The organism is Stenotrophomonas sp., from assembly GCF_059505245.1.
Map to the genome: position 1 here is coordinate 25,587 of NZ_JCACKF010000050.1, position 17,702 is coordinate 43,288.

The 17,702-nt window shown below is 67.4% G+C and carries 13 protein-coding genes; 8 read left to right on the forward strand and 5 right to left on the reverse strand.

Annotated features, from left to right (window positions below; genetic code table 11):
- Positions 1–408: 408 nt before the first annotated feature.
- From AC5JLE_RS19295 to AC5JLE_RS19325, 7 genes are all read left to right on the forward strand, one after another.
- Complete coding sequence (locus AC5JLE_RS19295) at positions 409–2,574, forward strand: S46 family peptidase (protein WP_046429104.1); 2,166 nt, start codon at positions 409–411, stop codon at positions 2,572–2,574.
- Between the two features lie 200 nt (positions 2,575–2,774).
- Complete coding sequence (locus AC5JLE_RS19300) at positions 2,775–3,419, forward strand: histidine phosphatase family protein (RefSeq protein ID WP_049440278.1); 645 nt, start codon at positions 2,775–2,777, stop codon at positions 3,417–3,419.
- A 41-nt stretch (positions 3,420–3,460) separates the two neighbouring features.
- Entirely contained in the window at positions 3,461–4,732 is a 1,272-nt protein-coding gene (folC, locus tag AC5JLE_RS19305) for a bifunctional tetrahydrofolate synthase/dihydrofolate synthase (RefSeq protein ID WP_241884057.1), read from the forward strand.
- Between the two features lie 80 nt (positions 4,733–4,812).
- Positions 4,813–5,841: an SPOR domain-containing protein gene (locus AC5JLE_RS19310; protein WP_197557505.1), complete on the forward strand. Its 1,029-nt coding sequence runs from the start codon at positions 4,813–4,815 to the stop codon at positions 5,839–5,841.
- A gap of 46 nt (positions 5,842–5,887) precedes the next feature.
- Positions 5,888–6,667, forward strand: coding sequence for a CvpA family protein (locus tag AC5JLE_RS19315; RefSeq protein WP_014036126.1), 780 nt, complete (start codon positions 5,888–5,890; stop codon positions 6,665–6,667).
- A gap of 30 nt (positions 6,668–6,697) precedes the next feature.
- On the forward strand, positions 6,698–8,164 hold the full coding sequence (purF, locus tag AC5JLE_RS19320; protein ID WP_005408246.1) for an amidophosphoribosyltransferase: 1,467 nt from the start codon (positions 6,698–6,700) through the stop codon (positions 8,162–8,164).
- 9 nt (positions 8,165–8,173) lie between these two features.
- On the forward strand, positions 8,174–8,998 hold the full coding sequence (locus AC5JLE_RS19325; protein WP_496065551.1) for a ferritin-like domain-containing protein: 825 nt from the start codon (positions 8,174–8,176) through the stop codon (positions 8,996–8,998).
- Positions 8,999–9,065: 67 nt separating this feature from the next.
- Here AC5JLE_RS19325 and AC5JLE_RS19330 read toward each other — a convergent pair whose 3' ends face one another.
- Positions 9,066–10,523 carry a T6SS phospholipase effector Tle1-like catalytic domain-containing protein gene (locus AC5JLE_RS19330; protein WP_032955939.1) on the reverse strand — a complete coding sequence of 486 codons (1,458 nt, stop codon included), beginning with the start codon at positions 10,521–10,523 and terminating at the stop codon, positions 9,066–9,068.
- 225 nt (positions 10,524–10,748) lie between these two features.
- Here AC5JLE_RS19330 and AC5JLE_RS19335 point away from each other — a divergent pair, with 225 nt between their 5' ends.
- A complete protein-coding gene (locus AC5JLE_RS19335; RefSeq protein ID WP_164167013.1) occupies positions 10,749–12,002 on the forward strand; it encodes a zinc-dependent metalloprotease in 1,254 nt (417 codons plus the stop codon).
- A gap of 91 nt (positions 12,003–12,093) precedes the next feature.
- Here the strand turns inward: AC5JLE_RS19335 and lpxH are convergent, their stop codons facing one another.
- From lpxH to AC5JLE_RS19355, 4 genes are all read right to left on the reverse strand, one after another.
- Positions 12,094–12,840 carry a UDP-2,3-diacylglucosamine diphosphatase gene (gene lpxH, locus AC5JLE_RS19340; protein ID WP_032955937.1) on the reverse strand — a complete coding sequence of 249 codons (747 nt, stop codon included), beginning with the start codon at positions 12,838–12,840 and terminating at the stop codon, positions 12,094–12,096.
- 93 nt (positions 12,841–12,933) lie between these two features.
- Complete coding sequence (locus AC5JLE_RS19345) at positions 12,934–13,473, reverse strand: phosphatase PAP2 family protein (protein ID WP_032955935.1); 540 nt, start codon at positions 13,471–13,473, stop codon at positions 12,934–12,936.
- Positions 13,454–14,599, reverse strand: coding sequence for a glycosyltransferase family 4 protein (locus AC5JLE_RS19350; protein WP_049407510.1), 1,146 nt, complete (start codon positions 14,597–14,599; stop codon positions 13,454–13,456). Before AC5JLE_RS19350 ends, AC5JLE_RS19345 begins: the two co-directional genes overlap by 20 nt.
- A 169-nt stretch (positions 14,600–14,768) precedes the next feature.
- Positions 14,769–17,693 (reverse strand): TonB-dependent receptor domain-containing protein, encoded by a 2,925-nt coding sequence (locus tag AC5JLE_RS19355; protein WP_032955931.1) that lies wholly within the window; start codon positions 17,691–17,693, stop codon positions 14,769–14,771.
- Positions 17,694–17,702: the final 9 nt, after the last annotated feature.

Consider the following 17,702-nt stretch of genomic DNA (forward strand, 5'->3'; position numbering starts at 1 on the left):
CCATGTTGCGCTGCGGGTGCAATGGCGGAACGAAAGGCGTGCGCCGACGGGCGTTTCGAACGTGCTGCAAACAGCAGCGCCTCCTTGATTCCTGGGGAGGGCGCGCGGTCACCCTGGCCGGGACACGCAAAAGCCCATCCATGGTGCTCGACGGCGCCTTGCTCGTGCGCGCTATCCTGCGCACACGGCAAGACCGGGGTTGGGCGTCCTGCCCAACCCGCCAGTCGCATGCGCCCGGCCCATGGCGCCAACGGTCCCGGCCAGGGTGACCACGCCCCCTCTGGACGATTCCATGTGCGCGGCCGATGTGCGCATGGCAGAGCAAGAAGTAGGCCCATGACTTCCGGGGTTCGGGCCGGGGCAGGGCGGCGGGCTACAATCGAGGGTTCCACTACCAGGGGCTGCTCCATGCGCTCGAACCTGCTTGCATTCTCCATCGTCGCCAGCCTCGGGCTGGCCCAGGTCGCCCATGCCGCTGAAGGCATGTGGGTGCCGCAGCAGCTGCCGGAAATCGCCGGTCCGTTGCAGAAGGCCGGCCTGAAGCTGTCCCCGGAGCAGCTGTCCAACCTCACCGGCGACCCGATGGGCGCGGTCGTCGCCCTCGGCGGCTGCACCGCCAGCTTCGTGTCGCCGCAGGGCCTGGTGGTCACCAACCACCACTGCGCCTACGGTGCGATCCAGCTGAATTCGACCGCCGAGAAGAACCTGATCAAGGACGGCTTCAACGCGCCGAAGCACAGCGATGAACTGAGCGCCGGCCCGAACGCCCGCGTCTACGTGCTCGACCAGATCACCGACGTCACCGCCCAGGCCAAGGCCGCCATTGCCGCCGCCGGCAACGACCCGCTGGCCCGCAGCCGTGCGCTGGACGCCTTCGACAAGGCCCAGGTCGCCGCGTGTGAAGCCGAGGACGGCTTCCGCTGCCGCCTGTACACCTTCTCCGGCGGCAACACCTACCGACTGTTCCGCAACATGGAAATCAAGGACGTGCGCCTGGTCTACGCGCCCCCGGGCAGCGTCGGCAAGTACGGCGGCGACGTCGACAACTGGATGTGGCCGCGCCACACCGGCGACTTCTCGTTCTACCGCGCCTACGTCGGCAAGGACGGCAAGCCGGCCGCATTCTCGGCCGACAACGTGCCGTACCAGCCCAAGCACTTCCTGAAGTTCACCGACCAGCCGCTGGGCGCCGGTGACTTCGTGATGGTGGCAGGCTATCCGGGCCGCACCAACCGCTACGCGCTGGCCGGTGAGTTCAACGAAACCGCCAGCTGGACCTACCCGACCATCGCCAGGCACTACAACGCAGTGTTGAAGATGATCGATGAGGCGGGCAAGGCCGACGCCGACGTCAAGGTGAAGTACGCCGCCACCGCGGCCAGCATGAACAACGTGGCCAAGAACTACGCCGGCCAGCTGGAAGGCTTCAAGCGCATCGACGCTGCTGGCCAGAAGCAGGCTGAAGAAGCCGCCGTGCTGGCCTGGCTGAAGAAGCAGGGCGCCGCCGGCAAGCCGGCCTTGGCAGCGCACGCGCAGCTGGTCAAGCACCTGGATACCAGCAAGGCGACCCGCGAGCGCGATCTGTTCGTCGGCCAGTTCAACAACACCTCGGCGGTCAACGCCGCCATCGGCCTGTACCGCCTGTCGATCGAGCGCACCAAGCCGGACGCCGAGCGCGAGGTCGGCTACCAGCAGCGCGACCTGCCGACCCTGGAAGGCGGCCTGAAGCAGATGGATCGCCGCTATGTGGCGAAGATGGACCAGCAGCTGCAGACCTACTGGCTGGACCAGTACGTCGCCCTGCCGGCCGCGCAGCGCAACAACGACGTGCTGAACACCTGGCTGGGCGGCAGCGATGCCAGCGCGGTCAAGGCACTGGTGAGCAAGCTGTCGGGCACTGAGCTGGGCAGCCTGGATGCACGCCTGAAGTGGTTCAAGGCCGACCGCGCCGCGTTCGAAGCCAGCACCGATCCGGCCATCCAGTACGCGGTGGCGATCATGCCGTCGCTGCTGAAGCAGGAAGAGCAGAAGAAGATCCGCGAAGGCGAGTCGCTGACCGCACGTCCGCTGTACCTGCAGGCACTGGCTGACTACAAGAAGAGCCAGGGCGAGTTCGTGTACCCGGATGCCAACCTGTCGCTGCGCATCACTTTCGGCAACGTGATGGGCTATGAGCCCAGGGACGGCGTGGCCTACACCCCGTTCACCACGCTGGAGGGCATCGTCGCCAAGGACACCGGCGTCGATCCGTTCGATGCGCCCAAGGCCCTGCTCGACGCGGTCAAGGCCAAGCGCTACGGCGGCCTGGAAGACAAGCGCGTGGGCTCGGTGCCGGTGAACTTCCTGTCCAACCTGGACATCACCGGTGGCAACTCGGGTTCGCCGGTGCTGGACGCCAACGGCAAGCTGGTCGGCCTGGCCTTCGACGGCAACTGGGAATCGGTCAGCTCCAACTGGGTGTTCGACCCGGTGATGACCCGCATGATCGCGGTCGACAGCCGCTACATGCAGTGGATCATGCAGGAAGTGGCGCCGGCGCCGGCGCTGCTGAAGGAACTGAACCTGGCGAAATAAACCCGTTGCGGTAGTGCCGGCCGCTGGCCGGCAACCCCGACCAGATAGCCGGAGTTTCCAAAACCCCGCGATCCACGTCGCGGGGTTTTTTCATGCCCGGCACGGCCCGGTGCGCCGAACGGGTATCATCCCTGTTCCGCGTACTTCACAGGATGTGAACGAAACGCGGAAACCTCCTCCCCCCAGGACCCCTTGCACGCATGCGCATCCTGCTTGCCCGCCACGGCGAAACGCCGTGGAACGCCGAAGGCCGCTACCAGGGCCAGATCGACATCCCGCTTTCGCCGATCGGTGAAGCCCAGGCCCAGGCCCTGGGCGCCCGCCTGGCCTCGGTGGACATCACCCGTGCCGTCGCCTCGCCGCTGTCGCGCGCGCAGCGCACCGCGCAGCTGGCACTCGGTGCCGCCCGTGCCGACATGTTGCTGACCGAGCCGGAGCTGCAGGAAATCGCCCACGGCGAGTGGGAAGGCCTGCTGGCCAGCGAAATCAACGAAAAGGACCCGTCGCGCCTGAAGGCGTGGCGCGAGGAGCCGGACACCGTGCTGATGCCCGGCGGTGAATCGCTGCGCCTGGTGCTGGAGCGCAGTTGGCGGGGCCTGGCCCGCGCCACCGAAGGCCTCGGCGAGCACGACACCCTGCTGGTGGTCGCCCATGACGCGGTCAACCGCGTGATCCTGTGCAGGGTGCTGGGCCTGCCGATCTCCCGCCTGTGGACCTTCCGCCAGGCGCCGACCACGCTCAACCTGCTCGAAGGCGCCGACCTGGACAGCCTGGAAGTGGTGCGCCTGAACGACTGTGCCCACCACACGCCGTTCTTTGGCGAAGCCAAGCACCGCGCACTCTGATCCATCCCCTCGCATCAACTGCTTCTGCTGGAACCGCTGCCGTGACGAACACCCCGACCACCCTGGCCGACTGGCTGGACTACATTGAACGCCAGCACCCGGCGACCATCGACATGGGCCTGGAGCGCGTGCGCGCCGTGGCCACGGCGATGGGCCTGGGGGCGCCGGCCCAGCGCACCATCGTGGTCGGTGGCACCAACGGCAAGGGCTCCACCGTGGCCTTCATCGAAGCCATCGCGCGTGCTGCCGGCTGGAAGGTCGGCGCGTACACCTCGCCGCACCTGCTGCGCTACAACGAGCGCGTGCGCATCGACGGCCACGATGTGGAGGATGCGGCGCTGGTCGCCGCCTTCAACACCATCGAGGCCGCGCGTGGCGATATCACGCTGACCTATTTCGAGTACGGCACGCTGGCCGCGCTGCAGCTGTTCGCCGACGCCGGGCTGGACCTGGCGGTGCTGGAAGTGGGCCTGGGCGGTCGCCTGGATGCGGTCAACATCGTCGACGCTGACGTGGCGGTGATCACCACCGTGGACATCGACCATGCCGAATGGCTGGGCGGGGACCGCGAAGCGATCGGCACCGAGAAGGCCGGCATCATCCGTGGCTGGAAGCCGGTGATCCTGGGCGAGACCGACCCGCCGTCGAGCGTGCTCGCACGTGCCTACCTGGTCGGCGCCAACGCGATCCGCGGCGGCAGCGATTATTTCTACGAACCAATCGATGCCCAGCGCTGGCGCTGGCGCGATGTCGGCCTGCGCATGGAACTGCCGACCCCGGCGATGGCCGGCCCGATCCAGCTGGCCAACGCGGGTGCCGCCATCGCTGCGCTGCGCGCGCTGGACAAGCCGGTGCCGCGTGCGGCGTGGGCTGCTGGTGTCGCGGCGGCGCGCATCTCTGGCCGCCTGCAGGCGTTCGAGCGTGACGGCGTGCAGGTCCGTGTCGATGTCGGGCACAACCCGCAGGCGGCGGGCCAGCTGGCGCGCGCGCTGAAGGCCGAAGCGTCGGCCGGGCGCACCCTGGCGGTGTACGCCGCGCTGCAGGACAAGGACGCGGCGGGCGTTGTGCAGGCGCTGCAGGACGTGGTCGGCGAGTGGACCCTGGCCGGACTGGACGGCCCGCGCGGGCAGAGTGCTGCCCAGTTGCAGGCCCGCCTGGCCGGTACGGCGGCGGCCAAGGCCCAGCGCGCTGATACTGTCGAGCAGGCGCTGGCACAGGTACTGGCCCAGGCCGGGCGCGGTGACCGCGTACTGGTGTTCGGCTCCTTCCATACCGCCGCTGCCGCGCTGCAATGGTTGCAGGGCGCCGCCTGATCCGCGTTCAGCCAACGCCGACGCCGTCCGGTCCGGCACCCGTATAATCGACCGCAACCTCCGGACAGTTGCCGCCTCACGTGGATACGCCTCTGAAACAGCGTCTGATTGGTGCCATCGTGCTGGTGGCGCTGGCCGTGATTTTCCTGCCGATGCTGGTCAAGGGACCGGCGCCGGACAGCGGTGTGGCCTCGGTGCCGATCGCCGCGCCGGACGCACCGGCCGATGGCCAGTTCGAAACCCGTGAGCTGCCGCTGGTTGCTCCGGCCGGTGGAGCCACCGGCCTGCAGACCGGGCAGGCCAAGCCGCTGCAGGAGACGGCCGCGCCGGCTACGCCGCCGACCGTGGACACGTCTCCGGCGGTTGCCGCCGGCAACTTCGCCGTCACGTTTGGCGCCTACGGCAGCAAGGCCGACGCCGATGCGGTGATCGCCTACCTGCAGCGCTCGCAGCTGCCAGGCTTCGCCGAAACCACCACCATCAGCGGGCGCCAGGCGTGGCGTGTGCGTGTCGGGCCGTATGCCGACCGTGCCCAGGCCGAAGCCGCGCGCCTGCAGGCGGTCAAGATCCGCGCCGATGTGAAGGCAGAAGTCATCACCCTGGATGCGGCGGCAGGCAGCAGTGCGGCGGTTGCCACCACGCCGGCGCCGACCACCAGCACCCCGGCCGCGGCCACCACGCCGTCGGCCACCAGCAACCCGGTGCGCAGCGAAAGCCTGCCGCCAAGCACGCCGACGGCGACCACCAAACCAGAGCCGCCCAAGCCGGCACCGAAGCCCGAGGCTCCGAAGCCGGACGCCAAGCCCGAGCCGAAGCCGGAGGCCGCCGCCAACAAGCCGGCGCCTGCCACGCCGACAGCACCGGCAGCCAGTGGCGTCGGCTTCGCCGTGCAGTTGGGCGCGTTCGGCCAGGCCAACGATGCCAACGCGCTGCGCGACAAGGTCCGCGCCGCCGGCTTCAGTGCTTTCGTCGAGCAGGTACGCACTGAAAAGGGCACGCTGCATCGCGTCCGCGTCGGACCGGTGGCCAACCGCGCTGACGCCGAGCAGCTGAAGGCGCAGGTCGCCGCCAAGGTCGGCGTGGCCGGCATGGTCCGACCGCACCCATGATCCACGCGCAGGCCCGTTGCCAGCGCCGCCGAAGGAGCGGGGCGCCATGATCGACGTGGTGCTGCTGATCGTGATCGCCGCCTCGACCCTGCTCGGGATGCTGCGTGGCTTTGTTGGAATCGTCATCGGCACGCTGTCGTGGCTGCTGGCCGCGTGGGCGGCCTTCGCCTTCGGCAACGATGCGGCACGCTGGTGGGCGGCCCCGGCCGCACCCGGCGGCGAGCATTTCGTTGGCGGCTACCTGGGCGTGGGCATTGGCGTGATGATCGTGGTCGCGGTGATCGGCATGGTCATCAAGGCGATGATCCATCGCAGCATGCTGACCAGCCTGGACCGGTTGCTGGGCGGCGTGCTGGGCGCCGTGCGTGGCGGCCTGATCGCGGCGATCCTGGTGCTGCTGGCCGGCTTCACCCCGCTGACCGCCGAACCCTCCTGGAAGCGCTCGGCGGTCCGCCCGGTGCTGAACCCGGCCGTGGCCTGGATGAACGGGAAGCTGCCGCACTGGCAGGTGCCCGGCGCCGATCTGCTGCCCAAGACCTTGCCGACCGACATGCTGTCCCCATCTGCATTGATGGAGCTGGGGAAGAGCGCAGGCGCCGATCTGGGAAAGCCGGGCGCGGCAGGCGATAATGGCATCCTCAACCAGGTAGTGGCGGGCAGCGGATGGCTGCGGCCCGCGAAAGCGGAACAGGGCGACGCATACGATCCGGCCGAAGTGCGCCCGGACGCCCCAGCACTGCCAGACAGTATCGAGCCGGGCGATCCGGCCAATGTCGACCGCAGGCGCGGCGACCACCGCGGCCAGGTACGGCCACCTTCCTTGTAACTGGGCACAGCCCAGCGGAGACTTCGCACCATGTGTGGCATCGTCGGAATCGTCGGCAACCAGAACGTCGCCGGGCAGTTGTATGACGGCTTGACCGTTCTCCAGCATCGCGGCCAGGATGCCGCGGGCATCGCCACGGCCAATGGCAGCCGCCTGCGGGTGCAGAAGGCCACCGGCCTGGTCCGCGATGTGTTCGATGCACGCACCATGTCCACCCTGGAAGGCAGCGTCGGCATCGCCCATGTGCGCTACCCGACGGCCGGCTCGGAAGGCATGGACGAGGCGCAGCCGTTCTACGTCAACTCGCCGTACGGCATCGCGCTGGCCCACAACGGCAACCTGATCAACACCGAGGCGCTGCGCCAGCAGGTGTTCGAGCAGGACCGCCGCAACGTCAACACCGATTCGGACAGCGAAGTGCTGTTGAACGTGTTCGCCTATGAGCTGGAACAGCAGCGCCAGCTGAGCCCGGAAGCCGCGATCCGCGCGGTGGCTGGCGTGCACCGCCGCTGCAAGGGCGGCTATGCGGTGGTCAGCGTGGTGCTGGGCCTGGGCCTGGTGGCCTTCCGCGACCCGCACGGCATCCGTCCGCTGGTGCTGGGCAAGCGCAGCCATGCCGAGGGCGACGAGTACATCGTGGCCTCCGAGTCGGCCGCGCTGGACGTGCTGGGCTTCCAGCGCGTGCGCGATGTGCAGCCGGGCGAAGCCCTGGTGATCACCGCCCGCGGCGAGCTGTTCTCGGAAATCTGCGCCGAGCCGGCCGAGCACACCCCGTGCATCTTCGAGTACGTGTACTTCGCGCGTCCGGACTCGATGATCGACAACGTCTCGGTGCACAAGGCGCGCATGCGCATGGGCATCAAGCTGGGCGAGAAGATCCTGCGCCTGCGCCCGGACCACGATATCGACACCATCATCCCGATCCCGGATACCTCGCGTGATGCCGCGCTGGAGATCTCCAACGTGCTCGGGGTGAAGTACCGCGAAGGCTTCATCAAGAACCGCTACATCGGCCGCACCTTCATCATGCCGGGCCAGGGCGAACGCGTGAAGTCGGTGCGCCGCAAGCTCAACCCGATCCACCTGGAGTTCCGCAATCGCGTGGTGCTGCTGGTGGACGACTCGATCGTGCGTGGCACCACCAGCCAGCAGATCGTGCAGATGGCCCGTGATGCGGGCGCGCGCAAGGTCTACCTTGCCAGCGCGGCACCGCCGGTGCGCTACCCGAACATCTACGGCATCGACATGCCGGCGGCCGAAGAGCTGGTCGCGCACAACCGCACCGTGGAAGAGATCGAGGCCCACCTGGGCTGCGACTGGCTGATCTACCAGGACCTGGAGGACATGGAAGCGGCGGTGAGCGAGGGCAACCCGGCGCTGCGCAACTTCGATTCGTCCTGCTTCAACGGCCACTACCCGACGGGTATCGAGCCGGGCTACTTCGAGCGCATCCAGCAGCTGCGTTCGGACGACGCCAAGCACAAGCGCCGCGCCTGAGGTCCAGGCGTGGTCGATGTACCCGACGTTGGTGGCGACCTGCTGCGCGCAGCGCAGCAGTGCCTGGCCGAAGCCGACCCGCTGCGCAAGGTCGCGTTGACCCAGGCGTATGCCGCCGCGTTCCGTGCCGGCCGCCTGAAGGTGGCTGCCGATGCGCCGCCGCCGGAACCGATCCGCATGCCTGGCCGGCCGGCACGGCTGGTGCTGGTGCATCCGCGCGAAGTGCCCCGGCGCGGGCTGGGCGGCGTGGAAGGACGCGCCGCCTTCATCCACGCCATCGCCCACATCGAACTCAACGCGATCGACCTGGCCTGGGATGCGGTGTCCCGATTCCGCGGCCTGCCGCCAGCGTTCCATGCCGACTGGGTCAGTTGTGCCGACGACGAATCGCGGCACTTCATGCTGCTGCGCGAGCGCCTGCAGGCGCATGGCCACGACTACGCCGATTTCCCCGCGCACAACGGCCTGTGGGAAATGTGCGAAAAGACCGCGCATGACGGCCTGGCGCGCATGGCCCTGGTACCGCGCGTGCTGGAAGCGCGCGGCCTGGACGTGACACCGGGCATGATCGAGAAGCTGCGCAATGTCGGTGATGGTGAAACCGCCGACGTACTGGAAGTGATCCTGCGCGAGGAAGTGGCGCACGTTGCCGCCGGTTCACGCTGGTACCGCTGGTACTGCGATCGCGCCGGCGTCGAGCCGCGTGCGCGCTTCAAGGCGCTGCTGGTGGAATACGCCGGCGGCTACCTGCACGGGCCGTTCAACATCGAAGCGCGCCTGCTGGCCGGCTTCGACGCCGACGAGCTCGCCAACCTGGTCGAACAGGCCGGTTGAACAAAAGGGGACGGAGGGGATTAAGTCGTTTGTGGCACAAACGACTTAATCCCCTCCGTCCCCTTTTTCATGCGTTGGGCAGCACCACGCGCTTGCCATCCACGGTGGGCCGGTTGATGTAGAACAGGCCGGGACCGGGCCGGTAGGGCAGTTCGCTGACGCCGGCATCGGCGGCATAGGTCAGGGCGGTGTCGCCCAGCGCGTCGAAATTCCAGTGCGCCGACTGCATCAGGTAGCGTCGGCGCAGCAGCGCCTCCTGGGTCTGGGTCAACGCCTGCCCTGCCACCAGCCGCCGTGCGATCGGTTGCAGGGCCGACGGCAGTTCCCAGCCGGGAATCTCGGCAGCGCTGGCGCGCCAGGTCACGCCGGCATCGATGGCATGCTGCTGCATCACCTGCAGCGCGATCAACTGGTAGCGCCAGTCGATGCGCCGCCGCAGTACCACGGCGGCAGTCACGTACAGCACCGGTGACAGCAGCACGCTGCGGCTGCCGGCGCGGCGCTGCTGCTGCCACTGGTGCCAGACATCCACCCACACTTCCTTTTCGTCCACGCCCAGCTGCTGCCGCCAGCGTTCGGCATCGGCCTGCGTTTCAGCGTAGGCCGTGGTTGCCTGCAGCATCGCCAGCGGGGGAATCTGGTAGTCGGCAACGGCGGGGCGGCGCAGCTGCTGGCGACGTGGGCGGCTGAGCAGCTTGGGGCCTTCCTCCAGCTGGTTGTAGCCTCCGCCGATGTTGGCGTGCACGCCGGGCAAAGCGATCTCGGTGAACGGCGGTGCCACCGTGGTCAGCGGATAGTGCTGGCGATGCTCGTCGCGCGCGGTCAACTGCACTACGCGTGCAGCGATGCCACTGGACAGGGCAAGCTGCGGTTGTTCGTCGGCGCGGCCACCGCTGACCGCAGCCACGGTATCGAACAGGCCGATGAATCGCAGCACCGGAAGGGCAGGGGCGAAGTCCGACGTACAGACCAGGCCGGACGATTGCAGCAGTTGCCGCCAACGCGTGGTATCCCAGCCCTGCAGCTGGTTGGCGATATCACGTGCGGCGGCAGCGCCTCGAGAGAACCCGAACAGATCCAGCTGCACGCGACGCAGCGGTTGCCGCCAACGCGTGGACAGTTCTGCAAGCGCAGCTGGGAGCACCACCTGCAGCGCGCGCTGCACCTTTGCGCGGACGCCGCTGGCGCCGATACCGAACGCCAGTCCTATCAGGTCGTCGTCGGCGTCATCGCGGGTACCGACACCTTCCACGTAGATCGACAGCGAAGGCGTGGCCATCGCATCGCGGCGGCTGTCCGGGTACAGCTGCTGCAGGCGTGCGATGTTGGTCAGGCCGTTGTCGTAGCTGCTGGTCAGCCGGCTCTGGTAGGTCGAATCATCATCCGCACGCAGCTGCGCCGGGCGCGGTCGCGGCTGCTGTGGTCGACCACGCGCGAGGTTGTGCGCGTTGTTGCGGGTGCCATCGAAGAACAGGCCGATCCGCAGCAAGCCGACATCTTCGTCCGTGTCCTGCGATGGTGCCATGTGCATTCCCCGTCGTGGCTGCGTCACGGTAGCGCGAAAGTGGTGTGTTGGCGAAGTGTAGTGACGCTTTTGACCTGACTGAACGCAGATGCGGTCGATCACAAATCCTGACTTTCATTCCACTCGCCTATTGAATTCACACGAGCCGCGCAGGCCATATGGCCAAACCCGGCACACCGGGTCGTGCTGCATCAACGCTGTTCACATCATTCAAGGAGCGACGCAATGTTGTCCAGATCGATTGGCAAAGCGGCAGGTGGCCTGGTGTTGGGTTTGTCGGTGGCGGCGGCCGCGCATGCGGCACCGTTGTTCGAGCCGGTGACGGTCATCAGCCGCGCATCGGCAAACAGTGAGCCCGCGCTGGGCAAGCTGCTGGCCACCCCGTCCACCGCGACGGTACAGGAAGTGCGCGTTGATGCAGCCGCGACTGCACAGCCGCAGCTGGAGTTCGAACTGCTCGGCCAGCGCGTGCAGGCCGTGCGCAGCAAGGTGGAAGCGCTGCCCGATGGCGGCAGCATCTGGTACGGCCAGTTCCGTTCGCCCTCGGACAAGCTGACCGCGGCCACCTCCAACGGCCAGGACGACCCCGGCAATTCGCTGATCCTGGTGCGCTCGGGCGATACCATCACCGGCTCGATCCGCAAGGATGGAAAGCTGTACCGCCTGCGCCCGCTGGGCAACCGCCACGTGCTTGTGGAAGTGGACGAGTCGCGGATGCCGGCCGACCATCCGGCCGATTACAACCAGCTGCCGAAGATCCCGATGGGCAACAACGATCGCCTCGGCATCGCGCAGGCGTCGTCCGGCACGCCGGCCACCATCCGCGTGCTGGTGGTGGCGACCAATGCCGCCGTCACCGCCTATGGCGGCAACATGCAGTCACTGGTGCAGCTGGCGGTGGCCGAATCCAACCAGGGTTATGTCAACAGCAACGTCGGCATCACCATGGAACTGGCCCGCTACGAGACCACCAACTACACCGAATCGGGCAGCTTCGATACTGACCTGGCGCGCTTCCGTGGCACCAGCGATGGCTACATGGACAGCATCCACACCAGCCGGAACACCTATGCGGCGGACGTGGGCGTGCTGCTGATCAACAACACCGCCTACTGTGGCCTGGCCTCGGGCATCGGCTCGACCGCGTCGACGGCGTTCGCTGCGGTGTACTGGGATTGCGCGACCGGCTACTACTCGTTCGCGCACGAGATCGGCCATCTGCAGAGTGCGCGGCATGACATCGCCACCGACTCGAGCACCTCGCCCTATGCCTATGGCCACGGCTATCGCTACGAGCCCGCCACCGGCACCGGCTGGCGCACGATCATGGCCTACAACTGCACCCGCAGCTGCCCGCGCCTGAACTACTGGTCCAACCCCAACATCAGCTACAACGGCATCCCGATGGGCAACGCCAGCACCGCCGACAACCAGCGCGTGCTGGTCAACACCAAGGCCACCATCGCGGCCTTCCGCTGACACTGTCCAGGCGCCGACCAAGGCCGGCGTCTACCCGGGCGCATGCACCTGCTCTGGTAGATGCCAACCTTGGTTGGCACCTTGCGATCCGTTATTCGCGCGCGAGCGTATCCAGCGTCCAGCCGCTGGCATCCACGCGCAGCACCGAACCCTGTTCGTACCAGTCACCCAGCACGATGCGGGTGCGCTCGCGACCACCGGCCTGCAGCGTGTGGATCGCCGGCCGATGGGTATGGCCATGGATCATGGTGTCCACGCCATGGCGCACGAAGGTGGCATCGACTTCGGCAGGGGCCACGTCGGTCACCGACTCGAACTGTGCTCGATCGTCCTGCTTCATCTCGGACTGGCGCGCCTGGCTGGCCTCGCGCGCCTTCTGCGCGAACGCGATGCGTGCGGCCAGCGGCTGCGACAGGAACTGCGCCTGGAACACCGGGTCGCGCGTCTGTGCACGGAACTGCTGGTAGGGAATGTCATCGGTGCACAGCAGGTCACCGTGCTGCAGCAGCACCGCGCGGCCGTACAGTTCGATCATGCACGGGTCGGGCAGGATGCGCAGGCCGGCACGGCGCGCGTAGTCCTCACCGAGCAGGAAGTCGCGGTTGCCGCGGATGAAGTACACCGGCACGCCGCTGTCGGACAGCACCTTCAACGCATCGGCCACCGTGTCGGCGGCGGGCGAGGGCGTGTCGTCGCCGATCCAGGCCTCGAACAGGTCGCCGAGGATGTACAGCGCATCGGCGCCGGGCGCCTGCTCGCGCAGGAAGCGCAGGAACAGGTCGGTGATCTCCGGACGGCTGGGGTCCAGGTGCAGGTCTGAAATGAACAGCGTGGTCATGCCCGCATTCTAGGCCATCAATGATGACGGTAGCGCCGCCGGTATTGTGGGGGTCAGATCTCTTTTCCGAAGGAAAAGGATCTGACCCCGGGGCTATACCGGCAGCGGCAGCCAGGTCAGGCTGGCCGAAGCCAGCACGATGGCGATGGCGGTGGCTGCCAGCACATCGGAAGGATAGTGCAGGCCCAGGACCACCCGCGACAGGGCAACGCCACAGGTGAACGGCACCAGCAGCGGCGCCAGCCACGGGTAGTAGGCCAGTGCCACGATGGTGAACGACACCGCATGCAGGGTGTGTCCGGAGGGGAAACTGAACTCGTCCAGCGGCGCCACCCAGGCGCGGATGCGCAGGTCGGCCGCGTAGGGCCGCGGGCGCCGGGTCCAGCGCTTGAGGACCTTGTACAGCAGCAGCGCGGCCAGGCCCGTGGCGGCCATGTGCACCGAGGCGCGCAGGCCGTCGAAGCCGTCCAGCACCACCAGCGCGGCCATCAGCACGTACCAGAACACGCCATCGCCGAGCCGGCTGATGACCGCGAACAGGCGACGCACGCGGCGCCGCCGGCAGTAGTGGTTTGCGCGCCGGCACCAGCGTGCTTCGCGCCCGGCCAGCAGCTCAAGCGGCGTAGTGCGCATGGCCGTTCCTCCGCGACTGTGCCAGTTCGGCCAGCAGTGCATCGAACTCGGCCACCACCTGTTGTGGATGCAGGCGCTTCATCGCGCGTGCGGCATTGCCGCCCAGTTCGCGGCGCTGCGCGTCATCGGCGGCCAGTCGCACGGCGGCCTCGATGAACTGATCGTCGCTGTCCACGGCTGCGCCGTTCTCGCCATTGCGCAGGTACTCGCGCGCGGCGCCGTAGTCGAAGGCCACGGTGGCCACACCGCTGGCCATGCTTTCCAGGGTCACGTTGCCGAACGTTTCGCTGCGGCTGGGGAACAGGAACAGATCGCCGCTGGCGAAGTGCCGGGCCAGCGCATCGCCGCGCTGGATGCCACAGAAGATGAAGTCGGGGTTTTCATGTGCCAGCTTCTCGCGGGCCGGGCCATCTCCGACCCACACGAAGCGTGCCTTGGGCCGGATCTGCTGCAGCCGGCGGAATGCCTTCACTGCCAGGCCGAGGTTCTTTTCAGCAGCAATGCGGCCGACATAGATCGCCACCAGGCCGTTGCCATCCACGCCCCATTCCTCGCGCAGCGCGGGATCGCGCCGTCCCGGATCGAACTGCTGGCTGTCCACCGCGCGGGCCAGCAGGCGCACGCGCTCGAAGCCCTGTTCGCCGAGGAACTGCTGCAGCTCGCGGGTCGGCACCAGGGTGGCATCGGCCTGGTTGTGGAAACGGCGCATCCAGCGCATGGCTGCGGCCTGCAGCCACGCCACGCCGTAGTCGGGCAGGTACTCGTCGAAGCGGGTGTGGAAGCCGCTGGCGACCGGAATGCCGAGGCGGCGCGCAGTGCGCAGTGCCGACCAGCCGAGCGGACCTTCGGTGGCGATGTAGACCGCATCCGGGCGTTGTTTCTGCCAATGGCGGCCCAGCCGGATCGGCGCCGGCAGTCCGAAACGCAGGCCGGGGTAGCGGGGCAGGGCGGCGCCGGGAACCAGCAAGGTGCCGGGTGCCGAATCCAGCGCTTCGCTGGACTGGCGGGGGCGGACCAGGTCGATCTCGTGCCCGGCTGCGCGCAGACCTTGTTCCAGCCCCTGCACGGTGAGGGCGACGCCGTTCACTTCCGGTGGATAGGTCTCGGTGACGATGGCATAGCGCATGGCGGGCCTCCGGGTTTCCGGCATGCTCGGGCCTGGCGATGTAGCCGACATGACCGCTTTGCGACCATCAGATGACGGTGGCGCCGGCCAGCGCCTGGGCGCGGCGGCCAATAAAAAACCACGGCCCCGAAGGGCCGTGGTCGTCATGCTTCCGTCACAGCGCGATGGATCAGAAGCGCTGCTGGTACTTCATGTAGATGAAGCGGCCGATATCGTAACCACCGTAGTACGAGAAGGCCGAGTTCGGCTTGCTGTACATGACCGGGCCGGTCTTCTCGAACACGTTGTTGGCACCGACCGACACGGTGGCGTCCCACGGCAGCGAGTAACGCACCTGCACGTCGTGGAAGGTGACCGCGCCGCGCTCGTTGTAGTTGCGTGCGCCCTTGTACCACGGTGCGTACACACCCGGATCCGAGCACTCGTCCGGGTACAGCGCGATGTTCGAGCAGGTTTCCTTCACGCCCGAATAGTAACGCGCGGTCCAGCTCGCGCCGAAGTTGCCCCGCTCGTAGCCCAGCACCAGGTTGGAACGGACGCGGAAAGCGCTGCCGATGCCGTTGGTGACGATCGGGACGATCGAGCTGTCGTTGGAGGTGCGGTAGGTCGCACTGGACACGTAGGTGGTGGCCGAGTTCACGTTGAACTTGCCGAACCGGGTGTCCAGACGGTAGCTCACGTCCAGATCGTAGCCTTCGGTTTCCATGAAGCCCGCGTTGCGGTTGCCGAACTTCAGGTTGGTCACGATGCCGGTCACCGGGTCACGCTGGAAGCGCGAGCAGCGCGCGTCGATACCCGATTCGTAGCAGTCCTGCAGGATCTGGGTCGGCGTGTCGGCGATGATCGTGTTGTCGATGCGGATCTTCCACCAGTCCAGCGAGGCGTTGAAGCCCTGGATGAAGCTCGGGCTCCAGACCAGGCCCAGCGTCTTGCTGGTCGAGGTTTCCGGCGTCAGCAGCGGGTTCGACCCGGAGGTGAACGGCACCGGGGTCGCGTCCGTCGACGTGTTCACCGGGGTGCCACCCTGGCGCAGCTGGCGGAAGGTATTCGCATTGGCGATGTCGCGTGCGCAACGTGCACGGACTTCCGCGCTGGAGGCCGAGGAACCGAAGCGGGTGTCGCACGGATCGCTGAACTGCGCGAAGGTCTCCGAACCACCACCGAACAGGTCGCTGATGGTCGGTGCACGGAAGCCCTCGGCCCAGGTGCCACGCACCATCAGCGAGTCGATCGGCTTCCACTTGAAGCCGAACTTGCTGTTGAGCGTGTTGCCGAAGGTGTTGTAGTCCGAGAAGCGGGTTGCGCCATTAAAGGTCAGTTCCTTCGCGCCCGGCAGGTCGGCCAGCACCGGAACGTTCACTTCCAGGTAGGCCTCGTTGACGGTGTAGTCACCGCCGGTCGGGCCCGCGGCCAGGTTGGTGGTCGCGCCGGTCTGGGCCAGGGCATCCGGGGTGTACTTGCCTTCTTCCTTGCGGCTTTCCACGCCGAACGCGAAGCCCAGGTCGCCAGCCGGCAGGGTCACGATGCTGCCAGCGATGTTGGCAAAGAAGTTCTTGGAGGTGGTACGGCCCTTGGTGATCTCTTCCGGGAACAGCCACGCCTGCAGTTCTTCGTTGCCGTACAGGCCATCGGCAGCCGTCGTGCCGTACGGCACCAGCGGGTTCCACGGCTTGCACACGTCATAGGAGATCGGTGCAGCGGCGGTGCCGCACTGCACCTTGCCGGTGGCGGCGTTGTAGAACGACGGGCCGACGCCGCCGGCGACGCGACCCTTGTGCAGGTTGCCGGTCGCCACCGATTCCAGTTCATTGCGGTTGTACTGGTAACCCACTTCCCAGTCGAAGTAGCGGCTGCCGATCTCGAACGAACCGTCGAACGACGCCACCGCGCGGTAGGTCTTCAGCTCGCTGGTGGTCACGCGCGGCACTTCCCAGGTGCGGCGGTTCCATGCCACGGCGGTCGGGGTGGCATACCCGTGCTGGCGGCCGAACGGATTGAAGTAGCTGTTGATCGACATCGAGCCGACACCGGCGGTGCTCGACTGCAGCGGATAGCCCGCGATCTGGCGGGTGGACTCACGCTGGTTGTAGCCCAGCTCGGTGCGGAAGTTGACGTTGTCGGTGATCTTGAACCGGCCGTCGAAATAGACCGAGTCGCGCTTGACCGGATACATCACGTGCATCTGGTCGTTGGCGTTGCTCACGTCACCGGTGAACGGCGTGCTGTCGGTGAGGTGGTAATTGGCCGGGTTGGTGGGATCCGCGCCGCGGTTGAGGGAATAGCCGCAGCCCGCAGTGGCGGTACAGCCCGGGCCGCGCAGACCGGTGAACTGGCCGTACTGGCTGATCGTGGTCCAGTTGCTGCTGTCGTACGGATGGCGATCGGTCATGCCGTACTTGCTGAAGCCGCGATCGCGCGCCCACACGCCCTTCTCTTCGGCATGCTCGGCGGACAAGGTCAACGACACGCGATCGTTGCTCCAGCCGGCGACCACGTCGAAGCGGTCACGTGCGCCGTCGCCCTGGCTGTACTGGCCGTGATAGACGTTGGCGGTCACACCGGTGACATTGGAGCGGGTGATGATGTTCACCACGCCGGCCATGGCGTCGGAGCCATAGATCGCAGAGGCGCCGTCCTTCAGCACCTCGATGCGCTCCACGGCGGACACCGGCAGCGTGGAGATGTCCTGGTAGCCGGACGTGCTGATGCCCATGCGCTTGCCGTTGACCAGCACCAGCGTGCGCTGGGTGCCCAGGTTGCGCATGTCGATGTAGGTGCCACCCGCGTTTTCACCCGCGGTCAGCGCATTGGCGCGGCTGATGGTCGGGCTGCCCATCGCGGTGACGTTCTGCAGGATGTCGGCAACCGAGCTGAAGCCCTGCTTTTCGATGTCGTTGCGGCTGATCGCGAACACCGGCTGGGCGGTTTCCACGTCCACCTGGCGGATGCGCGAGCCGGTGATCTCGATGCGGTCGAGGTTGGTGGGCGTTGCGTTGCTGCCGTCCTGGGCAAACGCGGGCAGGGCGGCCAACGTTGCGGTGGTAGCCAGGGCATAGCGGATGGCCTGCCCCAGTGCGGTGGTGCGTGAAGTCATGGCGAGCTC